Source organism: uncultured Desulfovibrio sp. (assembly GCF_944324525.1).
Lineage (GTDB): Bacteria > Desulfobacterota > Desulfovibrionia > Desulfovibrionales > Desulfovibrionaceae > Desulfovibrio.
On record NZ_CALUWS010000004.1, the window covers coordinates 47,994 to 71,223 of the forward strand.

General features: G+C 68.5%; 15 protein-coding genes. 10 read left to right on the forward strand and 5 right to left on the reverse strand.

Features of this window, described 5'->3' with window-relative positions; translation table 11 throughout:
• The first annotated feature begins 160 nt into the window (after positions 1–160).
• Together Q0K12_RS02155 and Q0K12_RS02160 are read left to right on the forward strand one after the other, a co-directional pair.
• Positions 161–1,345, forward strand: coding sequence for an MFS transporter (locus Q0K12_RS02155; protein WP_297259974.1), 1,185 nt, complete (start codon positions 161–163; stop codon positions 1,343–1,345).
• Complete coding sequence (locus tag Q0K12_RS02160; RefSeq protein ID WP_297259976.1) at positions 1,342–1,890, forward strand: methylated-DNA--[protein]-cysteine S-methyltransferase; 549 nt, start codon at positions 1,342–1,344, stop codon at positions 1,888–1,890. Before Q0K12_RS02155 ends, Q0K12_RS02160 begins: the two co-directional genes overlap by 4 nt.
• Positions 1,891–1,931: 41 nt before the next feature.
• Here the strand turns inward: Q0K12_RS02160 and Q0K12_RS02165 are convergent, their stop codons facing one another.
• The gene (locus tag Q0K12_RS02165; RefSeq protein ID WP_297259977.1) at positions 1,932–2,303 is read right to left on the reverse strand and encodes a hypothetical protein; all 372 of its coding nucleotides are present in this window, start codon (positions 2,301–2,303) and stop codon (positions 1,932–1,934) included.
• A gap of 311 nt (positions 2,304–2,614) precedes the next feature.
• Between Q0K12_RS02165 and Q0K12_RS02170 the strand changes: the two genes are divergently transcribed.
• The gene (locus Q0K12_RS02170; protein ID WP_297259979.1) at positions 2,615–3,424 is read left to right on the forward strand and encodes a hypothetical protein; all 810 of its coding nucleotides are present in this window, start codon (positions 2,615–2,617) and stop codon (positions 3,422–3,424) included.
• 356 nt (positions 3,425–3,780) lie between these two features.
• On the opposite strand, the gene Q0K12_RS02175 is transcribed toward Q0K12_RS02170, so the two are convergent.
• A complete protein-coding gene (locus tag Q0K12_RS02175) occupies positions 3,781–4,128 on the reverse strand; it encodes a DsrE family protein (RefSeq protein ID WP_297259981.1) in 348 nt (115 codons plus the stop codon).
• Between the two features lie 116 nt (positions 4,129–4,244).
• Between Q0K12_RS02175 and Q0K12_RS02180 the strand changes: the two genes are divergently transcribed.
• The 7 genes from Q0K12_RS02180 (at position 4,245) to Q0K12_RS02210 (ending at position 15,496) form a co-directional block, all read left to right on the forward strand.
• Positions 4,245–6,410, forward strand: coding sequence for a BamA/TamA family outer membrane protein (locus Q0K12_RS02180; RefSeq protein WP_297259982.1), 2,166 nt, complete (start codon positions 4,245–4,247; stop codon positions 6,408–6,410).
• Positions 6,410–10,603, forward strand: coding sequence for a translocation/assembly module TamB domain-containing protein (locus Q0K12_RS02185; protein ID WP_297259984.1), 4,194 nt, complete (start codon positions 6,410–6,412; stop codon positions 10,601–10,603). The genes Q0K12_RS02180 and Q0K12_RS02185 overlap by 1 nt, the downstream gene beginning before the upstream one ends.
• A 199-nt stretch (positions 10,604–10,802) precedes the next feature.
• Positions 10,803–11,444 carry an imidazole glycerol phosphate synthase subunit HisH gene (gene hisH, locus Q0K12_RS02190; protein WP_297259987.1) on the forward strand — a complete coding sequence of 214 codons (642 nt, stop codon included), beginning with the start codon at positions 10,803–10,805 and terminating at the stop codon, positions 11,442–11,444.
• Positions 11,434–12,213, forward strand: a complete 780-nt coding sequence (gene hisF, locus Q0K12_RS02195) for an imidazole glycerol phosphate synthase subunit HisF (RefSeq protein WP_297259988.1) — start codon at positions 11,434–11,436, stop codon at positions 12,211–12,213. The genes hisH and hisF overlap by 11 nt, the downstream gene beginning before the upstream one ends.
• Positions 12,207–13,046: a PP-loop family protein gene (locus Q0K12_RS02200; protein WP_297259990.1), complete on the forward strand. Its 840-nt coding sequence runs from the start codon at positions 12,207–12,209 to the stop codon at positions 13,044–13,046. Before hisF ends, Q0K12_RS02200 begins: the two co-directional genes overlap by 7 nt.
• 323 nt (positions 13,047–13,369) lie before the next feature.
• On the forward strand, positions 13,370–14,656 hold the full coding sequence (locus Q0K12_RS02205; protein WP_297259992.1) for an outer membrane protein transport protein: 1,287 nt from the start codon (positions 13,370–13,372) through the stop codon (positions 14,654–14,656).
• Between the two features lie 171 nt (positions 14,657–14,827).
• Positions 14,828–15,496 carry a methyltransferase domain-containing protein gene (locus tag Q0K12_RS02210; RefSeq protein WP_297259994.1) on the forward strand — a complete coding sequence of 223 codons (669 nt, stop codon included), beginning with the start codon at positions 14,828–14,830 and terminating at the stop codon, positions 15,494–15,496.
• A gap of 491 nt (positions 15,497–15,987) precedes the next feature.
• Here the strand turns inward: Q0K12_RS02210 and Q0K12_RS02215 are convergent, their stop codons facing one another.
• Genes Q0K12_RS02215 through Q0K12_RS02225 form a run of 3 tightly spaced genes read right to left on the reverse strand, consistent with a single transcriptional unit; the run spans position 15,988 to position 23,217 of the window.
• On the reverse strand, positions 15,988–17,421 hold the full coding sequence (locus Q0K12_RS02215; protein ID WP_297259996.1) for a phospholipase D-like domain-containing protein: 1,434 nt from the start codon (positions 17,419–17,421) through the stop codon (positions 15,988–15,990).
• A 44-nt stretch (positions 17,422–17,465) separates the two neighbouring features.
• A complete protein-coding gene (locus Q0K12_RS02220) occupies positions 17,466–21,770 on the reverse strand; it encodes a hypothetical protein (protein WP_297259998.1) in 4,305 nt (1,434 codons plus the stop codon).
• Between the two features lie 16 nt (positions 21,771–21,786).
• Positions 21,787–23,217 carry a tetratricopeptide repeat protein gene (locus Q0K12_RS02225; protein WP_297259999.1) on the reverse strand — a complete coding sequence of 477 codons (1,431 nt, stop codon included), beginning with the start codon at positions 23,215–23,217 and terminating at the stop codon, positions 21,787–21,789.
• Positions 23,218–23,230 lie beyond the last annotated feature (13 nt).

A 23,230-nucleotide genomic window follows, 5' to 3' on the forward strand; every position in this document is an offset into this window, starting at 1 on the left:
CCCGCCGCCTCGCCGGGCAGCGGAACATGCGCCCGCCGGAAGCCATGCCGACCCCGAGGCGGCTTCCGGCGGCACATCGGCCTCCCGCAACGGACGTCCCCCGCTTTACCTCCCAAACAGAAAGGCGTAGGGTCGCGGAAACGACTGTTGCGGAGCGCACATGGACATCCGAAAAGTTTGCATCATTTCCCTGGGGCACCTCTCCTGCGACGTCAACGGCGGCGCACTGCCCACCCTGCTGCCCTATCTGGCGGCCATGCATAATTTCGACTACCAGACGGCGGGCGGGCTGATGTTCGCCTATTCCGTGGCCTCATCCATCGTGCAGCCCGTTTTCGGCCTGCTCTCGGACAGGGTGCGTACGCCCATCTTCGCGCCGCTGGGCGTCCTGCTGGCCGGGCTGGGCATTGGCCTCTCCGGCCTGCTCGAAAGCTATCCGGCCATCTTTGCCGCCCTTGTCCTGAGCGGCATCGGCGGCGCGCTCTTCCATCCCGAAGGGGCCCGCTATGCAAGCCGCGTCTCCGCCGGGCGTCAGGGCACGGGGCTCAGCATCTTTTCCGTGGGCGGCAACAGCGGCTTCGTGGCCGGGCCCCTGCTGGTCACGGCGGCCACCGCGCTTTTCGGCCTGCCGGGGACGCTGGTCTTTGCGCTGCTGGCGCTGATCATGTCCGCCCTGCTCTTCCATCTGCTGCTCTGGGGCACGCCGCCCGCCGCCAAGGATGCGCCCCGGGCCGCCGCCGCGCAGGGCGTCAACGACTGGCGGGCATTCGGCATCCTGACGCTGGTCATCATGTCCCGCTCCATCCTCTTTCTGGGCCTCAACAGCTACATCCCCCTCTACTGGACGGACGTCTTCCAGGCCGGCAAGGTCGATGCCGGACTGGTGATCACCTTCTTCTGCGGCGTAGGGGTGGCCAGCAACGTTCTGGGCGGGATGCTGGCGGACAGGATAGGCTACAGCCGGGTCATCCGCATGGCCTATGCCGTCTGCCTGCCGGCGCTGCTGTTCTTCCCCCAGGTGGGCTCCTCCTGGCTGGCTGTCCTGCTGCTTGCGCCCCTTGCCGTGGGCCTTTTCTCTTCCTTCAGCGCCATGGTGGTGCTGGGGCAGAAGTACCTTGCCCGCAATGTGGGCCTGGCTTCCGGCGTGACGCTGGGGCTGGCCCTCAGCGTAGGCGGCATCGCCACGCCCCTGCTGGGTTATGTGGCGGACAATTACGGCGGCCTGCCCACGGCCATGCTCTGCCTTGTCCCCGTGGCGCTGGTGGGCGGACTGGCCTCCTGCTTCCTCCGCGATCCCGAAGCGCCCACGCCCGCCCCCGCCATCGAAAAGGAAGAAAGGGCATGAGCCTTCCCGGCGGCGAACTGGCCGCTCTGCACATGGATTCTCCTCTGGGGGAACTCCAGCTCGTGGCCACGGCGGACGGCCTTGCGGCATTGCGCTTTTGCGGTTGCGGTTCCTCCCCGGCGCAAGGCCCGGCCTGTACGCCTCTGTCGCCCGTTTACGCCGCTCCCGCAGCCGTGCGGCATCATCTGCTCCAGGCGCAGGAAGAGCTTGCCGCCTACTTCGCCGGCAGTCTGAGGATCTTCAGCCTGCCGCTGGCCGTACGGGGCACGCCCTTCCAGCTGCGTGTCTGGCAGGCGCTGCGCGACATCCCGTATGGCGAAACCTGGAGTTACGCCCGGCTTGCGGCCCATATCGGCCGGCCGGGGGCCTGTCGGGCCGTGGGCAATGCCAACGGCAGGAACCCTCTCCCCATCATCATCCCCTGCCACAGGGTCATCCGCACCGGCGGCGAGCTGGGCGGCTACTCCGCGGGACTGGGCATCAAGCGCTTCCTGCTTGCGCTGGAAGACGGACAGCATAAAAAAAGCCCCCTTGCGGGGGCATGACAGCGCACTTTCAGACTGCGCGGACTCAGCCGGAAAACCGGCTAGCCGTTGGCGACGCGCAGCATCTCCTCGACCTGACCGAGCGTGGGCGTGGCATCGGCATCCAGTCCGCACAGGCCGCGCACGGCCAGCATCAGCATGTCGAACTGCAGCGACATCTCGCTGCGCCCATTGTAGATGACGCAGGTCTCGCCATCCACGGTCAGGCGGTAGGCATGCCGGCTGCGCTCCTGTCCATGCGAGCGAACGATATAGTATACCTGCTCGTTTTTGTCCGTCACGTACAGCTTCTGGCGGGTCATGATCTGATGTTCGTCATCGAACCAGGAGCACTCGGAAAAAAGGCGCCCGCGAAAGCACAGATCACTTCCGTTATCGTGTTTGAGGCAAATGTCTTCCAGGGTCTTTTGCACGGTGCTCCCTTCCTTTTGGCGGTATGGCCGTAACGTTCCGTCACATGCGGACAGTCCGGCGGCATGGCGCGGAGCCGTCGCCGGAACGACCGGCATTCCGCCGGCAGAAAAAGAGTTAGCATCCGCCGCAAAAGCTTGTCAATGGGCATGCCGGGCAAAAGCCATTTTAGATGCAAAATGTTGTTTTTAAAACAAAAGCTAAATAAATTCAACAAAATTTCTAGAGATGGAAAAGAGTCTCTCGCCGGGGCTTTACTCTCCCGGCGTGCTGCGCTAGATTTCTTTTTCACAATAACCGCAACGAGGCGCACATGTCTGCCGAATTAGCCAATGCCCGCCGCCAGCTGGGGCAAATCAGCTCGCTCGCCAAACAGGACAAGGCCATGCCCGCGGTGCAGGCGCTGCAAAGCGCGCTGGCCGTCATCCTCCGCCAGCCGCTCATGAAGGCCGAACGGGTGGAGTTTTCGGAAATGATCGCCACGGCGGTCGCCGTCATCGCCAACATGCCTCGGGTACGCCAGCACTATGCGCTGGCCCTTACCTATGAGCCCGGGCAGGGCAAAGCGCTGTACGAGCAGCTTGCCAACCTGCTGAGCGTCCTGCAGGAAGCCGAGATGGAATCCGCGCAGGAACGCATGCGCGAAGTGGAAGAGCGCAAGCGCAACGGCCTGGCCAAAGCCGCGGACGAACTGGCCAAGGGCCAGGTCGTGGCGGGCAAGGCCACGCTGGCCATGCTCGTGCGCGAGTATCCCGTGGACTTCATCCTGCGCGGCAGGGCCGGGGAGATCCTGCTCAAGGCCGGCCTGTACGAGGAAGCCGTGGAGTACCTCACGGCCGCCATCGACGGGCAGCCGGACATGCTCTTCCTCTACAGCGCCGCCGGCATCGCCCTGCGCAAGCTCGGCAAGTTCGATGTGGCCGAAAGCTATTTTCTGCGCGGTTCGCAGTATCTGCGCAACGAGCCCAACCTCTACTTCAATATCGGCCGGCTCTACATCGACTGGCAGAAGTGGGACAAGGCCATCATGGCCGCCAAGGCGGCCCTCCAGCTCAAGCCGGACTTTGAAGAAGCCCGGAAGATGCTGGAATACGCCGAAAAGCAGAAAGACAAGCTCGTTTGAGCCTACTACGACTGACTATCCGTCCCGCCGCCCCCATCCGCCCGTGATCCGGGGTGGCGGGCTCTGCCCCCGCGACAGGCGTCCCGCCTGCAGGGGGCAAATTTTTTTTCGTCACGCAGCGCCCACCGCGGCGGACAGCCAGATATCCAGATATCCGGCAGGGCCTGCCGGACGGCGGAACGACTGACGGGCAGCGGACGTACGCGGCCGGACAGCACGTCACACCAGGCTGCCGGGAAGCCGCATCCCCATAGTACAATCGTCAGCCGGAAGGAAAAGCGGACGTCGCGCCACCTCCCTTTCCGCAAGACGGATCGCCGCCGGAAAGGGAGAGGCGAGGGAAAGACGTCGCGGGCTTAGGGCTTGATGTAGGCGAACCCGGCCTGCTGCAGGCGCACGATTTCCACAAGACCGGCAGGCACCACCTCGATGCCCGGCCAGAGGTCGGCCTCGGTCAGATTGTTGTCATTGAGGGCATTGCGGCACAGACGGATCTTGAGCCCCTTGTCCATGAGCGGACGGGCCGTTTCCCGCAGGGCGGGCTGGGCGGCGGTAAAGAGCGTTACCGACGGCCCGTTGCCCACGATGACCAGCTCATAGTTTTCCTCCGGCAGGGCGTTCTGGTAGTTGCGGGCGTTTTTGAGGGCCAGGGCCAGCAGGGCGGCGTCATTCAGGTCGACATGCAGACAAAGATCGTATTTCACGTCGTCTCTCCTGTTGAGGCTAGGGGATGATGTTCTCTCCCTTGTAGCGCAGTGCGCCGGGATTTCCAAGTCATCTGGCCCCTTGCGGCCCGGCAGGGGACAGGCTACCATGCCGCATGTTTTTCCGCCGCTTTTTTACCCACCTCCTTTGCTGGCTGCTCATCATCCCCCTGCTGGGGGGCTGCGGCCTCGTCCAGATGTTGCAGGAACAGCCGCAGGAAGAGGCCACCCCCAAGGAGACGTCCTGGGCCGCCGATCCCGTCCCCTACGACGTCCGTATCGTGGTGGAAAAGCCCCTGCCCCGCCCCGAGGCCGGTACGCAGCGCCTGCGTGATGAAGCCGCCGCCGTCAAGAAGGAAGTGGCCGCCGCCCGAGCGGATGCCGACCTCTACGCCCGGCCTCTGGATGAAGAGCCCGCGCCTTCGGCGGTGGATCCCGATGCCGCCCGGGAGAGCGGCGCGACCGTCCGCAAACGTGACGCCCTGGATGAGGCGGCGGATACGCTCCGCGACAAGATGGAGGCGGCCAGCAGCCTGCTGCAGTTGCGCAAGGAAGCGCCGGACAGCCTGCTGGCCCTGGAACGCCGGGCCAGGCTGGACAAGGAGAGCGCCGAGCAACTCCTGCATGCGCAGGGCTATTACGAGGGCACGGCGGAATTCCATATCGACACCAGCGGCAAGAAGGCGCAGGTGGTGCTGCGCCTCGTGCCCGGCCCCCGCTATGTGCTGGGCCGCGCCGTCGTGCGCTATGAGCCCGAGCCCTATGTGCCGGAAGCCTTCCGCAACGGGACCCGCCGCGCGCAGTACAGCGGCCTGCAGGGCCTGCTGGGCCGCGAAGCGCGCGAGCCCGTCTCCCCGCCGCGCTTCCCGCGCCATCTGCGTCTGGAACCGGGAAAGCCCGTCACCGCCGAAGAGATGCTGGAAGCCGTGGACAGGGTGAGCCGCTATCTTCGCCGTCAGGGTTACCCCATCGCCAAGACCGCCGACAGCCGCTACACGCTGGACCGGGAGCTGCGCACGATCAATGCCGAGATCGTCATCGATCCCGGCGCGCCGGCCCTTATGGGCGAGGTTCGCCTTGTGAGCGCCAGCGAGGTGGCTGAAGCCTACCTGCGGCGGCTCGCCTACTGGCGGCCCGATGACGAACGCTGGAACAGCCGCCGGGTGGGCAATTACGGCGACCGCCTGCGGGCCCTTGGCCTGTTCAACAACGTCACCCTCAAGCCGGCCCTGGACGAATGGCGGCGGCAGTCCGGCCCGGGCAAGGTGGCCTCCCTGCCGCTGGATCTCAGCGTGGAGGATGCGCCCTTCCGCTCGCTGGCGGCCGAGGCCCGCTACGATACGGACACCGGTTTCGGCGTGGAAGCCGAATGGGAGCACCGCAACATCCTGGGCAACGGCGAGACCCTGCGCCTGAACCTGCCCGTCACCACCGAAAAGCAGGGACTCGTGGCCCGCTTTGAAAAGCCCGCCTTCCTGCGCTCCGGTCAGAGCCTGGACGCCGAAGCCTCTGCCCTGCACGAAGATACGGACGCCTACGAGCGGCGCGGCCTGGCGGGCTATGCCTACCTCAACCGCCGGGTCAACCGCTATTGGCGCGTGGGCGTGGGCGTGGGCGGCGACGGCGGCCAGATCGCCGAAGACGGCCACGGCATGCGCCTGTACAGCGTCATCGGCCCGCGCTTCACCGTCCGCCGCGACAGCCGGGACAACAAGGTCAGCCCGCGTGAAGGCACGCTGGGCAAGATCCTCGTCAGCCCCGTGGCGGGCTACTACGACACCACCTTTACCGCGCTGACCGGCGAGGCCGAATGGATGGGCTATTACGCGCCGTTCCATACCCGGCGCGGCAAGCCGGATGACCGCCTCGTGCTGGCGACGCGGCTGGCGGCGGGCATGATGGCGGGCGTCCCCCTGCACGCCATGCCCGCGTCCATGCGCTATTACGCCGGCGGCGCGGGCAGCGTGCGCGGCTACTCCTATCAGTCGCTCGGCCCGCGCAACCGCAAGGGCGATCCGCTGGGGGGCCGTTCCTACCAGCTGGTCAACCTGGAGGCCCGCGTCAAGATCACGGACGATGTGGGGCTCGTGCCCTTCCTCGACGGCGGCATGGCCTACCGCGAGCAGTACCCCACCCTGCAGGATCTGCACTGGGGCGCCGGGCTCGGCCTGCGCTACTATACGCCCGTGGGGCCCCTGCGCCTTGACGTGGCCACGCCCCTCAATCCCGTGGAAGGCGACCCGCCGGTACAGTTCTACATCAGCATAGGACAGTCATTCTGATGCAGCAGGACGCTCCCGGCCGCACGGCCCCTCCTTCCGCCCTGTCCGATCCCTCGCTGCCCCCGTCGCGCAAGCCCGCCCGGCGGCTGCGCCGCCTGCTGCGCGCGCTGCTGCTCTGCCTTGCGGCGCTGCTCCTGCTTGCCGCGGGCTGCCTGGGCTGGCTCTGCACCGCGTCCGGTCAGAACTGGCTGCGGGAGACCGTCAACGCCACCCTGGCCTCCTCGCTGGAGGCCTCCGGCCTGCGCCTGACCGTGGAGAAGCTGGAAGGCCTGCCCTTCCAGCCCCGGCTGGCGGTACGCGGCGAGGATGCCGCCGGCCGCTGGCTGGAACTGCCGGAGGTCAGCCTGTCCTGGCGACTGGGCTGGCAGGATGGCCTCATGCTGTATCTGGAGCCCCTTGCCCTGCGCGGAGGCGGGATCTACCGTGCGCCCCAGCTGCCGGACAGTCCGCCCGAGCCAGTGAGCACGCCCGGTCAGCTCGTGGAGCATATCGGCCGGAGCGTGGATGAAGTCCTTGCCCTGCTGGGCGATCTGCCCAAGGCCCTGCCGCGCGTACAGGCGCTCGTGCGTGTGGACGAGCTGGCCCTGCCGCCGCAGTGGCTGGCCCTGCTGCCGCCGGAAGCGGAGGAAACGCCGCCCGACATGCGGGAAACGCCGCCGCTTCGGTCTGCGCCGGACGCCGGCGGCCCCTTCCCCCGCGTCTCGCTGGAACTGCGTCTTGACGGCGGACTGGGCCCCAGCGCCGATGTGCGGGCCGATCTGACGGCGCAGGCTTTCTGGCCGCCGGACGAGGCATCCCCGCCTGAAGCGACGGCTGCCGCCACGGCGTCCCCCACGGCGGACATGGCCCCTGCCGGCGGAGTTCCGGCCGCTGACGCTGCGGGGACGACCGCGGAGGACGCCACTCCCGGCACGCCTCCTTCCCCCGCGCCTCTCCCGCAGAGGACGCTCCCCGACGCCCTGCGGCCCCTGTTCGGCACGGGCGGCGCCGAAGCGCGCCTGCAACTGCGGCTGCAGCGCCGTACGGACGGACAGTGGGCCCTCTCCCTGCCCCGCCTCGACGCCACGGCGGGCGTCGCTCAGGTGTCCGGCCGCCTTTCCCTGCAGCTGGACGCCGGGCCGGACCGGCTGTGGGCCGCGCCGCTGGAGCTTTCCTTGCGCCTGGACGTCACGCCGCCGCAGCCCGAGGCCTGGACCGCCCTGCTGTCCGGCCCGGCCACGGCGGCACTTGATCTGCGCGGCCCGCTGGGCGCGCCCCGGCTCTCTCTTGCCGTGGACGGCACGGAGCTGCTGCCCGCCGCGCCGGCGGCCTCTGCCGCGCCTGCCGCCCCCACCACGGCAACGCCTGTCCCCGCTGCGGCAGAGCAGCCTGCCACGGCAACGGCCAAGACCGCCCAGCCCACACAGACCGCCCCGGCCCGGCCCCTTTGTCTGACGGCTCCCCGCCTGCGGCTGGAATCCCTGCCGCTGCGCTGGCGTGCGGCATTGGACGGCGGCACCCTGCGGCTGGCCCTGCATGCCGAAGCCCGCCTGGACGATGTGCCTCTGCGGGCGGACATGCTGCTGGCCGCCGGTTCCCGCCGTCAGGAAGGACGAACTTTCTGGCGTCTCTCGCTGGAAGATATCTCGCTGGACGGCGCGGGCGCGCGCCTGCTCGGCCACTGGGGGGTGGATCTGCTCCTCCCGGACGGCAACGCCCCTGTTCCGGCCCCGTCCGCCGTCCCCGCCGGGGCCAATGGCGCGAACGGCACGGACAGCCCCGACACTACGAACGACAAAAACACGGCGCTGGCCGCCACGCCGCCGGCGGACGAACAGCATGTGGCGGACGACATCATCAGCCGGCGGATCTCCGCCGTCCTGCGGCAATTGCCACCCATGCGGGGAGGGCTGCGTCTGGCGGTCACGGACTGGAAACGCCTCGAAGCCCTGAGCGCCCTGCTGCTGCCCGGCTTCCGGGCGGACGGGCAGCCCGTGAAGCTTGATGTGAGCGCCACGGGGCGCGAACCTGACGGCGATCTGGCCCGCCTCTGGGGCGTGACGGACTGGCATCTGGCGCTGGAAGCCCCGCGCGGACGCATCCGCCGCGGACAGGACACGCTCCTGCTCTGGCAGTCGCTGGCCCTGCGCACCAACCTTGCGCCGCAGCAGGCGCAGGCTGCCGATGCGCCCGCCGGAGCGGACGCGCCCGTCCTCGATTGCGATCTGCGGGCGGAACGGCTGGAAGCGGCCTCCCTGCGGCTCGTGCGGCCGCATCTGCGGCTTGGCGGACCGCTGGCCGGGCCGCTGCGGCTGGAGGCGGCCTCCGCCGGGGACGCGCAGGCCGACGTCCGTCTGGAGTGGCAGCCCGGCAGTCTTGCCCTCAGCCGCCTGAAGGCCGAACTGCCCGCGCACAAGGTGGGCCTGCGGCTGGAAAAGGCGGCCCGCCTGCGCTATACGGCCCGAAGCCTGGACTGCGAGCCTTTGCACATCCGCCTCACGCCCTCAGGCCAATTGCAGCTCTCCGGCCGTCTCGCGCCGGATGCGCTGACGGCCCGGCTGCGGTTGCCTGCCACGGAGCTGGCCCCGTGGCAGGTGGTCATCCCCGCCCTGCCGCAAGGCCAGGTGGCGCTGGAGGCCGCCCTCAACGGCAGTCCGGCCCAGCCGCAAGGAAAATTCTCCCTGAAGGTGGAGGGCCTGCACCTGCCCGGCGCGCCGCTGCCGCCGCTGGACTGGGGCATCACCGGCAGCGTCCGGCAGGGACGCAACGGCGGGGAACTGGCGCTGGCCCTCGACATGCCCGAAGCCAGCCGCAAACTGCTGGGCGCGGAGACCGTTTCCGGCCGTCTCAGCCTGCCGCTGACCTTTTCCGGCGGCCTGCCCGCCCTTCCTCCCAAGGCCGCGCTCAAGGGCGATGTGCGCTGGCAGGGGGCCGTGGCCCCGCTCTGGAGCCTCGTGCCCATGGCAGACCGCCGTCTGTCCGGCCGTCTGGAACTGCGGGCCGATCTTTCCGGCACGCTTGAGGCCCCGGCGCTGTCCGCTTCCGTCGGACTCGACAAGGGACGTTTTGAAGACGTGGCGCTGGGCGTGCTGCTGCAGGATATCCAGGTGCGGGCGGAGCTGGCCCGCAGCCGCCTGAACGGACTGGCCGGACTGGGCCGGGTACGTCTGGACGCTTCCCTCGGCGACGGACACAAGGGCCGCGCCACCTTCAACGGTGAACTTTCCCCGGCGGGCCGGGCCCTCAATCTCTCGGGCCGGCTGGAAGGCCTGCACCCCCTGCGGCGGCGGGACGTGACCATAGCCCTTTCCGGCACGGCCTCGGTGCGGGGGCCGCTGACGGCCCCGCAGGTGCAGGCCGACATCAGCGTGGACTCCGGCGAGGTGCGCATCGACCGCATCTCGACCACCAGCAGCATCACCACTCTCCCCATCAGCGAGACCACCGTCGCCGCCAAGCCCGCGCCCAAGGCCCGCCCCGCCGTGGGCAGGCTCGATGCGCGGGTGCGCACCACCGGCCGCTTCACGGTCAAGGGACGCGGCCTCGACAGCCTCTGGAAAGCCGACATCCGCGCCGGCGGCCCGCTGACCGATCCTCGCGTCACGGGAAGCGTGGAAGCGGTGGAAGGCACCTTCAACTTCCTCAACGCCAAGTTCAATCTGTACCGGGGCATCGTGCGCTTCGCGGGCGGCCCGCCGTCCAACCCGCTGCTCGACGTGGTGCTGCGGCACGAAGCCGCGGACATCGTGGCGGACGTACGGGTGGGCGGCACGGCGCAAAAGCCCAAATTCCAGCTGACCAGCACGCCCACCATGCCGCAGGAGGAGATCATCTCGCGCATCATGTTCGGACGCGCGTCCAGCGATCTCGGCCGCTTCGAGAACCTGCGCCTGGCCGCGGCCGTGGCCGAGCTGGCGGGTTTCGGCGGCGACGGCTTCAATGTGCTGGATGTGGCCCGCAAGACCCTTGGCGTGGACGTGCTGCGCGTCGGTTCGCGCACCACCTCCGACGACGACGGCAACAATAGCGAGGAAAGCACCCTGGAGGCGGGCAAGTTCATCGGGGAAAAGCTCTATCTCGGCGTGGCCCAGGGCATGAAGCCGGACAGCACCGCCGTGATCATCGAACTCCAGATGACGCCGCACAGCAAGGCGCAGGTACGCACCGAACAGGACAATACCTCGGCGGGCGTGCGCTGGAAGATCAACTACTGAGCCCGGCGGAGCGGGCAGGGGACACGTTGCCGGACGCCGGGCTTGCGGCTATACTGCCCCAGTCCCCCAGTCCCGCCGTCCCGCCGTCCGGCGAAACGGGCGGGGACGCACGCCACGAGCAGCGGGAACGGCACTGGCACAACTCTTCCGGCGCAGGCCCCGGCGGGCAGGCCGGACAACTCCGGCAAGGATCGACGACATGCTGGCAATTCTGGAATACAAGGCAGGCAATCAGACCAGCGTCCGCAGGGCGCTGGAACACCTCGGCATCCCCTGTACCGTCACGGCGGACCCGGACGTGCTCCTCGGCGCGCAGGGCATCATCTTCCCCGGCGTGGGCGCGGCCGGACAGGCCATGAACCATTTGCGCGAGGCCGGACTCGACCGCGTGCTGCGGCAGGCCATCGACGCGGGGCAGCCCCTGCTCGGCATCTGTCTGGGTTGCCAGATCCTGCTGGAATCCAGCGAGGAGAACGACGTGCGGACGCTGGGCGTCGTGCCCGGCCGCTGCCTGCGCTTTGCCGGGGATCTGCGGCAGGAGGACGGCAGCCCCGCCCCGGTGCCGCACATGGGCTGGAACAGCCTGACCCTGCACCGGCCCGGCCGCCTGCTGGCCCATCTGGCCCCGGACGCGGAATTCTACTTCGTGCACGGCTACTACGTGGAGCCCGCTCCGGAACTGGTCATGGCCACCACCCGCTACGGGCGGGAATTTTGCTCCGTTTACGGACGTGACGGCCTGTGGGCCGTGCAATTCCATCTGGAAAAGAGCGGCCGCCCCGGCCTGCAGATCCTCCGCAACTTCTTCGACTACTGCCGTGAGGTGCGTCATGCTCAGTAAACGTGTCATCCCCTGTCTGGACGTGCGGGCCGGCCGCCTCACCAAGGGCATCCGCTTCGCGGGCAACGAGGACATCGGCGATCCGGTGGAGAGCGCCCGCCGCTACTATGAAGAAGGCGCGGACGAGATCGTCTTTTACGACATCACCGCTTCGGCCGAAGAGCGCGGCATCTTTCTGGATGTGGTGGAACGGGTGGCCGAACAGATCTTCATCCCCTTCTGCGTGGGCGGCGGCATCTCCAGCGTGGCGGACATGCGGGCCGTGCTGGTGGCCGGGGCCGAAAAGGTGTCCATCAATTCCGCGGCGGTCAAGAATCCGCAGCTCATCAGCGACGGCGCGGCCGCCTTCGGCGTTCAGGCCATCGTGGTGGGCATGGACGTGCTGCGCGTGCCGGTGAGCGAGAGCATCCCGTCCGGTTATGAGATCGTCATCCACGGCGGCCGCAAGCGCATGGGACTGGACGCCATCGCCTGGGCACGGCGTTGTCAGGAGCTGGGCGCGGGCGAACTCTGCGTCAACTCCATCGACGCCGACGGCACCCGCGACGGCTACGAACTCACGCTTACCCGCGCCATCAGCGACGCGGTGAGCATCCCGGTCATCGCTTCCGGCGGCGCGGGCAATCCCGAACACATGTACGAGGCCGTCAGCACGGGCGGCGCGTCGGCGGCGCTCATCGCCTCCATCGTGCACTACGGCCAGTACACCATCCGCCAGTGCAAGGAAGAGATGGCCCGGCGCGGAGCCAAGGTCCGCCTCACATGGTAGCTGCCGACGGGCCGGGCCTGCCCGCCCCGCTGGCCGCCGCCGCACGGCGGCTGCACGAACGCCTGACGGCCTGCGCCCGGACGGCCCCGGCGCTGGCCGTGGCGCTCTCCGGCGGCGTGGACAGCCGTTTCCTCTGCCTGGCCCTGCAACGGGAAGGCATCCCCTTCCTCGCCCTTCACGCCGGCGGGCCTCATGTGCCCGAGGCGGAAAGCCGCGCCGCCGCCCGCTGGGCGGAGGCACGGGGGCTGGCGCTGGAAGTGGTCGCCTTTTCGCCCCTTGCGCTGCCGGAAGTGCGCGGCGGCAGCCGGGATCGCTGCTATGCCTGCAAAAAGGCCCTGCTGGCCGCCCTGCGGGAACGGCTCGCCAGCCGCGGTCTGCCGGACGCCCTGCTGTGCGACGGCAGCAATGCCGATGACCTGCACGCCCACCGGCCCGGCCTGCGGGCCTTGCGGGAGGCCGGCGTGGCATCGCCGCTGGCCGAAGCCGGCATCGCCAAGGCGGAGCTGCGCCGGCTGGGAGCCTGCTGGGGCCTTGAAGATCCCGAACAGACGGCCCGCCCCTGTCTGCTGACCCGCTTCGCCTACGGCTGCCCCCCGGAGGAGACGACCCTGCGCCGTCTTGCCGAAGCCGAGGCGGCTCTTGCCGCCCTGACCGATACGGACGGCCGCCCGGCACTGGGCGATTTTCGCCTGCGCCTGTGCCCTGAGCCGGTGCTGCAACACGAGCGGCCGCTGCCGCCCGTCCAGGAACAGGTACGGCATATCCTGCGCGCCTCGGGCTTCTGGCCCTGTGACCTGCGGCAGACGGCACGCATCAGCGGCTTTTTTGACTGACGCACGCCGCGACGGCGCGGCAGACCACAGCACGAGCGTATCTTCCGTTTGAAACGCTGTGCGTTTCAAACCATACGGCCGGTTGTTTCGCAAAAAAGCGCGGTTTCGCGTACCTTGGGCCGGGCGGCGCTATGCCTTCGCCTCGCCTTCCGCCTTTATCAATGGCCAAGCGCTCCAGCCGCCGGACGTCCTCTGACGTCCCCTTCCAGCGACAAAAAACTTGACTTGCAACGCAATGCAAGAATATTGTTACAAAATTTTATTTTTCAGGAAGGGCTGGATGCTCGGCTCGCGCGGCACGCGGAAGGCCTGTGGAGGATGTGGTGAAAAAGCGGTATCTGGTGTTGTTGTGCTGTCTGTTCTGGGCCTGTCAGGTCTGCATCGCCCGGGCGGAAGGATTCGGCCTTACGGAATGGAGCTCGCGCGGGTTGTCGCTGGCCGGCGGCATGGTCGGCCGTGCCGATGACCCCTCGGCGCTTGCCTACAATGCCGCGGGCATCACTCAGCTGCCCGGCACGCGGATCATGGGCGGCTTTGCCGCCATCGCGCCCATGGGCACCATCAGTGCCGAGATGGCGGGCGGCAGCAGCAAGACGACCACCACCAAGCCCAATGTCTGGCCCGCTCCTCATGCCTACATCACCCATCAGCTCAATGATCGTTTCTGGCTGGGGCTCGGCATGTTTTCCCGCTTCGGCCTCGGCAATGAATTCTCGGACAACTGGGTGGGCCGCTACAATCTCACCAGCGTCAACTTCCAGACCTTTTCCCTTGTGCCCACCGTGGCCATGAAGGTCAACGACGTGCTCTCGCTGTCCGCCGGGGTCGAGGTCATGTACGCCAATTTCGCCATGACGCAGCAGATCCCCAGCATGCAGTTCATCAATATCTTCCCGCAGAAAGGCCCTGACAGCAAGCTGACCCTCAACGGCAGCGGCTGGGGCGCGGGCCTGCATCTGGGGGCCCATTTCCACATGACCGATGAACTTTCGCTGGGCTTTTCCTACAAGAGCCCGGTCACGCTCAACATCGACGGCGAGGTGGACTATTCCCGCCATCAGAGCAATATGCTGGCGGACATGGGCGAGGTGCCCCATACCGTGGATACCGGCGCGCACAGCACGGTCCATCTGCCGGATTCCTTTGCCGTCGGCCTGGCCTACAAGCCGCTGGACAATCTGAGTTTTGAAGTGGGGACCGTGTTCACCCGCTGGTCCACTTACGATTCCCTGAACATCTATTTCGACTCCAACTACCAGTCCATCAACCAGAAGGGCTGGCGCGACGGCTGGAACTTCAACGCCAGCGTGGAATACGAGCCGCTGGACTGGCTCGCGCTGCGGGCCGGCATCTGGCACGAGACGCCGGTCACCAACGAATCGCACGCGGACTTCATGATCCCCAGCTACGGCCGTACCGGCGTGGGCCTGGGCGCGGGCTTCACCTGGGAGAACTGGACGCTCGACCTGGCCTATGCCCATCTGTGGGTGTACGACATGGACTACGGGACGACCGATGCCGGGGGCATCCGCAGTTCCAACATCACGGGCGGCAACAGCCGGGATACCGTGGCCAATATCTACTCCGTAACCGTGGGCTATACCTTCTGACGGAATCTCCCTCCGGCTTCCTGACGCTGACGCCTTGCTGACGGTCTGCGCCGCATGCTCGCATCAGGGAAAGCCGCAGGGAAAGACTGGCGCTGAAAGCCGATTGCGGCTATGCTTCGCAAGGGCGTCACGCCCCGCAGCTCTGCGCCATACGACAGGAAAGGATGCGGCATGACCCGTTTAGCACATCTTACGCAACAGCGCCTAAGCAGCACCTGGCGCAACTTGCGCGCCGACTGGGGCCGGTACGCCGGCAACGGCGGCGTGCTTGGCATGGCGGCCTCCTTCGGGGCCTTTTGGCGGCAGGCGCTCCGCGCGCCGCACGGCGTGGGCGCGGTCTGTCCCAGCAGTGCGGCGCTGGCCCAGACCATGGCCGACCTGTTGCCGCCGTCCGTCCTCCACGGACAGGACATCGTGGTGGAACTGGGGCCGGGAACGGGCGTCGTCACCCGGGCCCTGCTGAAAAAAGGCATCCCCGCCCAGCGTCTGCTGCTCATCGAACGCATGCCCAGCTTCTGCCGCATGCTGCAAAACCGCTTTCCCCATGTCCCTGTCGTCCAGGGCGACGCCATGCGGCTGGGGGAATATCTGCCGCAGGGCAGGCGCGTGGCGGCCATCGTCTCTTCCCTGCCGCTGCTCAGTCTGCCCCCGGAATGCCGGGCAGGCATCATGACCGCCATGCGGCAGTGTCTGGATGCGGACGGCTGCGTCGTCCAGTTCACCTATGCCCTCTGGGGCCGGACGCCGCTCAGTCAGGCCGGTTTCGTGCCGGACCGCACGCGGCGCGTCCTTATCAATCTGCCCCCGGCGCGCGTACAACGCCTGCATCCCTCCCGGTAGGGACAGGGCATGGCGGCAAGTTTTTTTGCCCTGGGGCTAAAAAGACTCTCCGCTGTTGGACAGCACGCTTCATCTTGCTGCAAGAAAAGGCAGCCCGCCCGACGGTCTGGCGTTGCGTACGCCTGACCTGACGGCAGGGCTGCCGCTTTTTTCTGCTGCTCCGTCATGCCCGCCTCCTCCGGGGTCTTCCTGCCTTCCAGAGCGCCCCGGCCCTGCCCGGCGCATCCTGTCGCCGCGTGCCACAGACGCCAAGGCCTGCTAACGCTCCCCCTGCTTGTTTGGCGGGAAGAGACAGGAACACGGGCAGCCTCGCCGCCAGAGGGAAACAGCGGGGGAGCCGACTCGCCTTCCCCTTCCGCATAGAGCGCTTTCTGTTTGAAACGCTCTGTGTTTCAAACCATACGGCCTGGCGTTTCGCGGAAAAAGCGCGGCTTTTCCGCTTGGTTTGAGCCGGGCGGCGCTGTGCCGCCGCCTCTAAACGCGGCCGTCTCCTACAGATAGGGGGAGAAGAGCCAGCAGGCGGCATCCCGCAGGCGCAGCGGCAGGCTGCGCGCAGTCAGCCGGGCCAGCGTCATTTCCCGGCCCCGTCCCGCGGCTTCCCGCATGTGCCGCACGAGCAGATCATGGAAGCGCGGATCAAAGACCTCCATATTCAGCTCGAAGTTCAGGCGCAGGCTGCGAGCGTCCAGATTGGCGGAGCCGATCTGGGCATAGTAGCCGTCCACGGCCAGCAGCTTGGTGTGGGCAAAGGGCGGCGGCTGGTGCCATACGCGCACGCCCGCCCGCAGCAGGGACGGCAGCAGGCGGAAGCTCGCCCAGTGCACATAGGGCAGGTTGTTGCGCTCCGGCAGGATGACCCGCACGTCCAGCCCCCGCTGCGCCGCGCTGCGCAGGCTGGTCATCAGCTCGTGGGAGGGCAGGAAATAGGGCGTCATGATGTGCACGCTGCGCGTCGCCCCGCTGATGGCCCCGGCCATGAGATCGTTAAGGGTATCGTCGTCGGAGTCCGGGCCGTCCAGCACCAGACGGCACAGGCTCTCGCCGTCGGAGTCTGTGGGGATATCCGGGACGGGCACAGGCTCGGGACGGCCGCAGGCAAAACCCCAGTCCAGCAGGAAGGCGCGCAGGAGCTGAAAGACGATGGGGCCGAGACAGCGGAACTGCATGTCCTGCACGTCCCCCTTCCGCCCGGACAGCACATGGTGATCCGAGATGTTCATGCCGCCGGTAAAGGCGACGCCGTCACAGACGAGCAGCTTGCGGTGCGTCCGCAGATTGATGCACAGCTTGGGCGGCAGGAGCTGCAGCGGCAGGAACTGCGCCACGCGTACGCCTCTGGCGGCCAGATGCGCCCAGGGCCGCCGCAGGGAGTAGAAACGCCCGCCGAAGCCGTCCACCAGCACGCGCACGTCCACGCCGCGTGCCGCCGCCAGAGCCAGCGCCTCGCAAAAGGCCTCCGCCGAGCTGCCGTGAGCAAAGATATAGGAGGACAGGTAGACATGCCGCCGGGCCGCATGGATGGCGTGGAGCATGGCGGGATAGGCCTCATTGCCGTTGCGCAACGGCTCGATGCGATTGCCGCCGCACAGCTCCTGCCCGGTCAGACGGCGGCCCAGCCGCTCCAGCAAAACGGCCTGCGCGGGGATATGCTCCGGCGGCTGCGGACTTTCCCCGGAAAGCGGGATGTAGGGCTCCCCGGCCGCCAGCCTGCGCAGCATGCGCTGCGCGGCGCTCTGGGTACGGCTGATGCCGAAGGCCAGATAGAGCAGCAGTCCCACCACCGGCAGGAAGATCAGCGCGGCCGACCAGCCCAGGGCCGACCGGGGATCGCGCTTGGTCAGCACGGCATGTCCGGCCGCGCCCCAGGCCAGCAGATGGAAAAGGACCAGCAGGACGAGCTGCACAGGATGAAGCGTATCTCCCATGACGGCAATCCCTTTTCCGGCCCGCCGCGGCGGGCCGGAAAAGCTCAGCGCAATTCCTTCTGGATGGCGATACGGTTACGCTCCACCTGGGCCACCAGGTCGGGCAGCAGATCCCGCAGCGCCCCCAGGTCCTCATGGCGGCCCGCCTGCTCCACGCAGCGCGCCATGCGTCCCAGCGAACGGAAACCGAACGCGTCCGCATCACGGGCGATGCTCTCCGCCGCCACGGCGACCGTCAGGCAATTCCCGTTGGCAAAGGCTTGCTGCGCCTTGCGCACGGCGGTATCGAAGCGGGCCACGAGGTCGAGCATCTCCTGATCCGCAACATCCGCGCTGCCGGGCACGGGAGAAGACGCCGCCACTGTGGCTTCCTCGGGCTGGCGGGCTTGCGGAGCGGGAGCGGCGACCGGGGCCGGCATGACCGGCGCCGTCGGACGTTCCGTGGGAGCGCCGCCAGCTGCGGGAGCGGATGCGCCGGAGGCCTGCGTCTGAGCGGATGAGGACGAACCGCCAGCCCGGGCCGCCACGGCTGCCCGGCGGCGCGCATCGGCCGCCCGGGCCCGACCGCTCTGCGGGCCTGACGACGCGGCGGCGCTTTCGCCCTGCCCCTGCAGGCGTCCGAACACCCGGCGCAGGAAGGAGGGCACGCCGGTGCCGCCTTCTTCACTGGAGCCGCCCGGGGCGGCGTCTTCCAGCGTGCCGGCCGGCTGATGCGTCTGCGGGAGCGCTTCCGCTCTCTTCGCGCCTGTCTGTCCCTGCTCCGCTGCCTTGAGGGCTTCCTGCATGGTCAGGACCGGCGGCTCGGCGGCGCTCCCGGCCTGCTCCGCTTCCGCAGCGGCCGCCGGCGTGGCGGACTTGCGAACGGCGTCTTCCCTGGGACGGCTGGACGGGATGGGCGTCGGCTCTCCTACCCATTCAAGGAACTCGCCGGAAGCGGGGGAAGGCGCAGCCACCCGGGAAGCTTCCGCCGCCGGCGTCGGGATTTCCGACAGGGGCGGCAGGCCCGCCGTCTCCGCGGCAGGCTCGTTCCGCTGCGCCGGCTCTTCCGCATCGGCGTGCTCCGCGATCGGGGCGGACGCCTTTTCTTCCAAAAGCAGAGGCGCGTCATCGGAACGGGCCTCCTCAGCCGGGGAAGGCGACTCCGCGTCCTGTCCGACCGGCTGTTCCGCCGCGGGCGTCTCGACCGGCTCGACGGAGACAGCCGGGGCCGCCTCGTCGGACTCGGACACGGGCGCTTCCGCGGCTTCCCGCACGGCACTGTCGGAGGACAGCGCCTCCCCGATCCCTGCTCCGGCGGAGGCCGGGGTTGCGGCGATCGTCGTGGCCACGGTCTGGCCCCATTGATTATCCTGTTCCGGCAATCCTTCCGCAGGAGAGGCCGCCGGAGCCGCGCCCCACTGATTGTCGATGGCCGGCAGTTCCACGGACGACGTCTCTGCCGGGCTCGCGTCCGGCGCGGGCAAGGACGCTTCGCTGGCGGCCTCTTCCGTCATGGGAGCGGGGTCGCCCCAGTGATTGTCCATGACCGGGCGGGCATCTTCCTCACTGGCCGCAGGGGAGGCTTCCGCCTCGCGTTCGTCCGGTTGCGGCGCTTCGGCCACGACCGGCTCCGCCGTGCCGTCGTCCTGCGGCGCAGAGGGCATATCCGCCACACCGGCAGCCGTTTCCGGCGCGGCTGCGGGAGCCTGTTCCTCGCTCCGCTTGCGCGGCTGCGACGTCAGCAGGCCGGAAAGGGGCGGGAACCCGGCGGGATGTCCGGCGGAAGCGTCGGGAGAGGCAGCGGCCTCCCCGTCCTGACTGCCGAAATAGGCTTCCAGGATCTCCCGTACCGTCTGGCGCAGGGCTTCACGATCAACGGGCTCAAGCAGGGCATGGGTGAAGCCGGCTCCGGCCAGCGCATCCCACTGGCTGTCGTCCCCGGTGACCGCGATGGCCCCGAAGACAGGCAGGTGCGCCGCCGTGGCGCGCTGACGGAAACGCTCCAGCGTTTCCTGCGCCTTGACGGAGACCTGAGAGCCGGCGGCGATCAGCATGGTCACCGGCCGCTGTTCATGCAGGGCCAGAGCTTCCGGCAGGGTACGCGCCTGCAGCACCACGCAGGACAGGCCATCCAGCATGTGGACCAGGGCCTGCCGGTCCATAGCGCCCGGCGTGCAGACCAGGATGCGCGCCCGGCGGGAAGCCTTGCGCGCATGTTCCGCCACGGGCGCGCCCGAGGCGTCCGCCGCGCCTTCCACCGGCTCAAGGTGCAGGGTGAAGGCGATGGTCGCGCCCCGAATGCCGCATTCGGCACTGAGGAAGCCGTTGCTTCGCCCGGCGAGCTCCCAGGCATGGCTGAGCGCGAGGCTGGAACGCTCGGCCGGAGGCGTGCCGGAACCGCTGTCCTGCACGGTGAAGAGCAGATGACCGGGATCGTCGCTGTCCGGCACCCGACGCACCGAAAAATGCACCGCGCCCTGCCGCGTGGCCCGGACGGCGCTTTCCAGCAGTTCGCGCAGCACGGCGTCCAGCGCATGGTATTCGCCGCTGTAGAAGGACGGCAGATACGGCGGCATGTACCAGGCGAGGGCGATGCCGCCATTTTCCGCCGCCGCGGCCACGGAGTCATGCACCGAGCGCATGAGCTCCTGCAGATCGAACGTCTCCTGCAGGGCCGGAGCGGACACGCCGGGCAGGACGCTGGCGGGATCCCGCAGCACGGCCAGCATCTGACGGGCGGCCGCGGTCATGTTCCGGGCCGTCTCCCGGGCCGAAGGCGGCAGGGAGCACTGCTCCAGCGCGGCGCTTTCCCGCATGAGGTCATCCAGCGGACGCCGCAGGGCTTCTTCCAGCCGCTCGGCATCCAGCGGGTCGGCCGCGGGCCGCGCGGGCGGCGTTTCCGGCCGGGACGGCACGGGGTCGGCTTCGCGCGGGGGCAGATCCTCTTCCATGCGGGGCAGGGCTATGCCCTCCTCGGTGGAAGGCAGCAGGCGCAGATTAGGATCGTCCATGAGGGGCGGCTGCTCCGAGCGCTGGGGCGTCCCCAGGCTCAGCGGCCCGTCGTCCAGCAGCAGCGTGCCCGGCTCGGGAGCCGGCATGGTCAGATCGATGGGGGCCTCTTCCTCTTCCCCGCTCTCTTCACGCCGGGGCACGGCCGTGGCCGTGATGATGAGCGCGCTCAGGGCCGTTCCCCAGAGCGGCAGCGAGGCCAGCACGCCGGGCGCATAGCCGAGATCCAGCCCGAGGATGGACGCGGCCACCGCCGCCGGCGGCAGCAGGATGCCCAGCAGGAAACGCCGTGCGCCGGGCAGCCCCATCAAGCAGGCCGCCGTGGCCGTAGGCACGCACAGCAGGCTGCCCACAGGCCAGAGCGGCAGATAACGCGCCGTCCAGGCCATGTCCGGCACCAGCGGCAGCAGGGCCAGCGCCGCGCCGGGCAGCACCAGCAGGATGAACTGCGCATCCAGGAAGCGGTGACGGCCGCGCGTCTGCATGAGATGACGCCCCACATGCGGCAGGAACATGAGCGCCAGACCGGGCGTCAGCAGGGCCGCCGCGTCCTCGAAGGAAAAATGCCCGGCGCCGTTGCCGGGGACGCCGAAATATCCCTGCACCAGGGCCGCCGCGACATAGAGCGCCGTCCAGATGCGCCACTGTCCATGCTCCGACAGGCCGCGCAGCAGGCACAACAGCATGACCACCGCCAGCGCGACCAGCGCGCTCTTGGAGGCCAGGCCGGAAAGATCGGTGGCGGCATTGTGCGGCGTACGCAACACGGGGGAGAACCACAGACCCGGCAGCCCGTCCAGCCGCAGGAAGCAGACCTGCGCCTCGGCCCCCGCGCGCGGCAGCAGCAGGACGTTGCGGGAAGTGGGCGTGTTCTCCCGCCATTCCACCGCATTGCTCAAGGTGTCGAACAAGGGATTGTACAGGGTGGGCGTGCCGGGGACGCTCTCGCCCATATCCAGCAGGACGGCGCTGTTCTCCTGCCCCGGCACGGCGGCATCCAGCACGAAGCGCAGCCAGGCCACGCCCGTCACATGCGGCAGATGCCGGACATCCAGCGGCGCGAAATGTTTGTCGGGCGGCAGGGCCGCCACCTCTTCCACGTCCATCTCACCCGTGGGATCGATGTAGATCTGCAAATAGGGCAGCAGGGACAGGCTGGGCTGGCTCAGATGGGCGGGCACCATGTCCGCATTTTCCCCGGAAGGCGCCTCCGGGATGGGGGGCAGCGCGGGCGGCTGCAGGATCGCCGCCCCGGCTGTGGCGGCCCAGAGCAGCAGGAACGCCAGCGCGGACGGCAGCACGCCCCGCAGGCAACGACACTGACACGCGGCGGAGACCGCCGTACGGATGTGTTCAAACATGGCTTTTCTCCCGCCTCTAGGGCAACGGCTTGTCACATTGTTCGATAAGTGCGCGCAGCCCCGTTCCGTCCGGGGCCGTCGCCCGCGGGTTGATGCGCAAAAGCTCCTGCCAGACGGCCTTGGCCTCGGCATGCCGGTGCAGGTCGAACAGCAGGACAAGCCCCTTGTTGAAACGGGAGTTCTCATGCGACGGGTCGGCGCGCATGGCCTGGTCGAAACTGGTCAGCGCGCGCTGGTACTGCCCGACCTCACGATACATGATGCCCAGGTCGGTCAGCACGTTGGGGTTGCCGGGCCGCAGGGCCAGCGAGCGCTCATACGCATCGATGGCCTTGAGGAACTGCTGCGTATCGAAGTAGACGTTGCCCAGCTCCGCCCAGCGGGCGGCATCTTGCGGCTTGGCGGCAAGGCTTTTTTCCAGATGCCCGATGTGTTCCTGCTGCGCGCGGCTGACGTTGGCCGGCGAAGGCGTCACGGGGGCCTTTTGCTGTCCGGCGGCAGGCGCGGCGGTCGTCCCCCCGCCCTTCCTCTCGGACGCCTTGCCTAGCGGCTTGTCGCACTGTTCGATGAGCGCGCGCAGCCCCGTTCCGTCCGGAGCCGTCGCCCGCGGATTGAGGCGCAGGAGTTCCTGCCAGACGGCCTTGGCCTCGGCATGCCGGTGCAGGTCGAACAGCAGGACCACCCCCTTGTTGAAACGGGAGTTCTCATGCGCCGGATCGGCGCGCATGGCCTGGTCGAAACTGCTCAGCGCGCGCTCGTACTGTCCGACCTCACGATACATGATGCCCAGGTCGGTCAGCACGTTGGGGTTGCCGGGCTGCAGGGCCAGCGATCGTTCATACGCATCGATGGCCTTGAGGGCCTGCTGCGTATCGAAATAGGCGTTGCCCAGTTCCGCCCAGCGGGCGGCGTCCTGCGGATCGGCGGCAAGGCTCTTTTCCAGATGCCCGATATGCTCCAGCTGCTCACGGCTCGCGTTGACCGGCGGGGGCGTCTCCGCCGTCTTTTCCTGTGCGGCGGCGGGAGCGGGCGTCCCCGCCGCGGGCGCGACGGAGCGCGCGGGGGCCGCCTCCCCTTCCTTCCCCTCGAACATGTGCGGAAGAAGATTGCCCAGCAGCAGACCGCCCAGCAGGCATATGCCGCAGCAAAACGCGCACGTCAGGCCGGAAACGCCCGACGGCCGCGTGTGGGAGGCCGGGGGGACATCGCCCGGCAGGGGGAGCGTGACAGGAAGGGCAGGTGCGGCGGACGGCGCGCCTTCGGAACTGGCCGCAGGCATGCTCTCGCCGGAAGCGGAAGAAGCAGCGGCGGGGGCAGACGGCACGTCGGGGGCCGCACTGTCCGGCATTGCCGGAATCGTTTCGCCGCTGACGGCAGGGGATGCGGCGTCAGCCGTACCGGCGGGACTTTTCCGCCGTGCGGAATTCTTTCGTTTGGAACGGGACATGGCTGTTTTCTCT

What these genes read in the sequence shown, in the direction of transcription:
- Q0K12_RS02215 (WP_297259996.1), bottom strand. Translation starts at nt 17,421, where the DNA reads ATGGGAGATACGCTTCATCCTGTGCAGCTCGTCCTGCTGGTCCTTTTC.
- Q0K12_RS02170 (WP_297259979.1), top strand. Translation starts at nt 2,615, where the DNA reads ATGTCTGCCGAATTAGCCAATGCCCGCCGCCAGCTGGGGCAAATCAGC.
- Q0K12_RS02185 (WP_297259984.1), top strand. Translation starts at nt 6,410, where the DNA reads ATGCAGCAGGACGCTCCCGGCCGCACGGCCCCTCCTTCCGCCCTGTCC.
- Q0K12_RS02220 (WP_297259998.1), bottom strand. Translation starts at nt 21,770, where the DNA reads ATGTTTGAACACATCCGTACGGCGGTCTCCGCCGCGTGTCAGTGTCGT.
- Q0K12_RS02210 (WP_297259994.1), top strand. Translation starts at nt 14,828, where the DNA reads ATGACCCGTTTAGCACATCTTACGCAACAGCGCCTAAGCAGCACCTGG.
- Q0K12_RS02225 (WP_297259999.1), bottom strand. Translation starts at nt 23,217, where the DNA reads ATGTCCCGTTCCAAACGAAAGAATTCCGCACGGCGGAAAAGTCCCGCC.
- Q0K12_RS02200 (WP_297259990.1), top strand. Translation starts at nt 12,207, where the DNA reads ATGGTAGCTGCCGACGGGCCGGGCCTGCCCGCCCCGCTGGCCGCCGCC.
- Q0K12_RS02155 (WP_297259974.1), top strand. Translation starts at nt 161, where the DNA reads ATGGACATCCGAAAAGTTTGCATCATTTCCCTGGGGCACCTCTCCTGC.
- Q0K12_RS02160 (WP_297259976.1), top strand. Translation starts at nt 1,342, where the DNA reads ATGAGCCTTCCCGGCGGCGAACTGGCCGCTCTGCACATGGATTCTCCT.
- Q0K12_RS02180 (WP_297259982.1), top strand. Translation starts at nt 4,245, where the DNA reads ATGTTTTTCCGCCGCTTTTTTACCCACCTCCTTTGCTGGCTGCTCATC.
- hisH (WP_297259987.1), top strand. Translation starts at nt 10,803, where the DNA reads ATGCTGGCAATTCTGGAATACAAGGCAGGCAATCAGACCAGCGTCCGC.
- hisF (WP_297259988.1), top strand. Translation starts at nt 11,434, where the DNA reads ATGCTCAGTAAACGTGTCATCCCCTGTCTGGACGTGCGGGCCGGCCGC.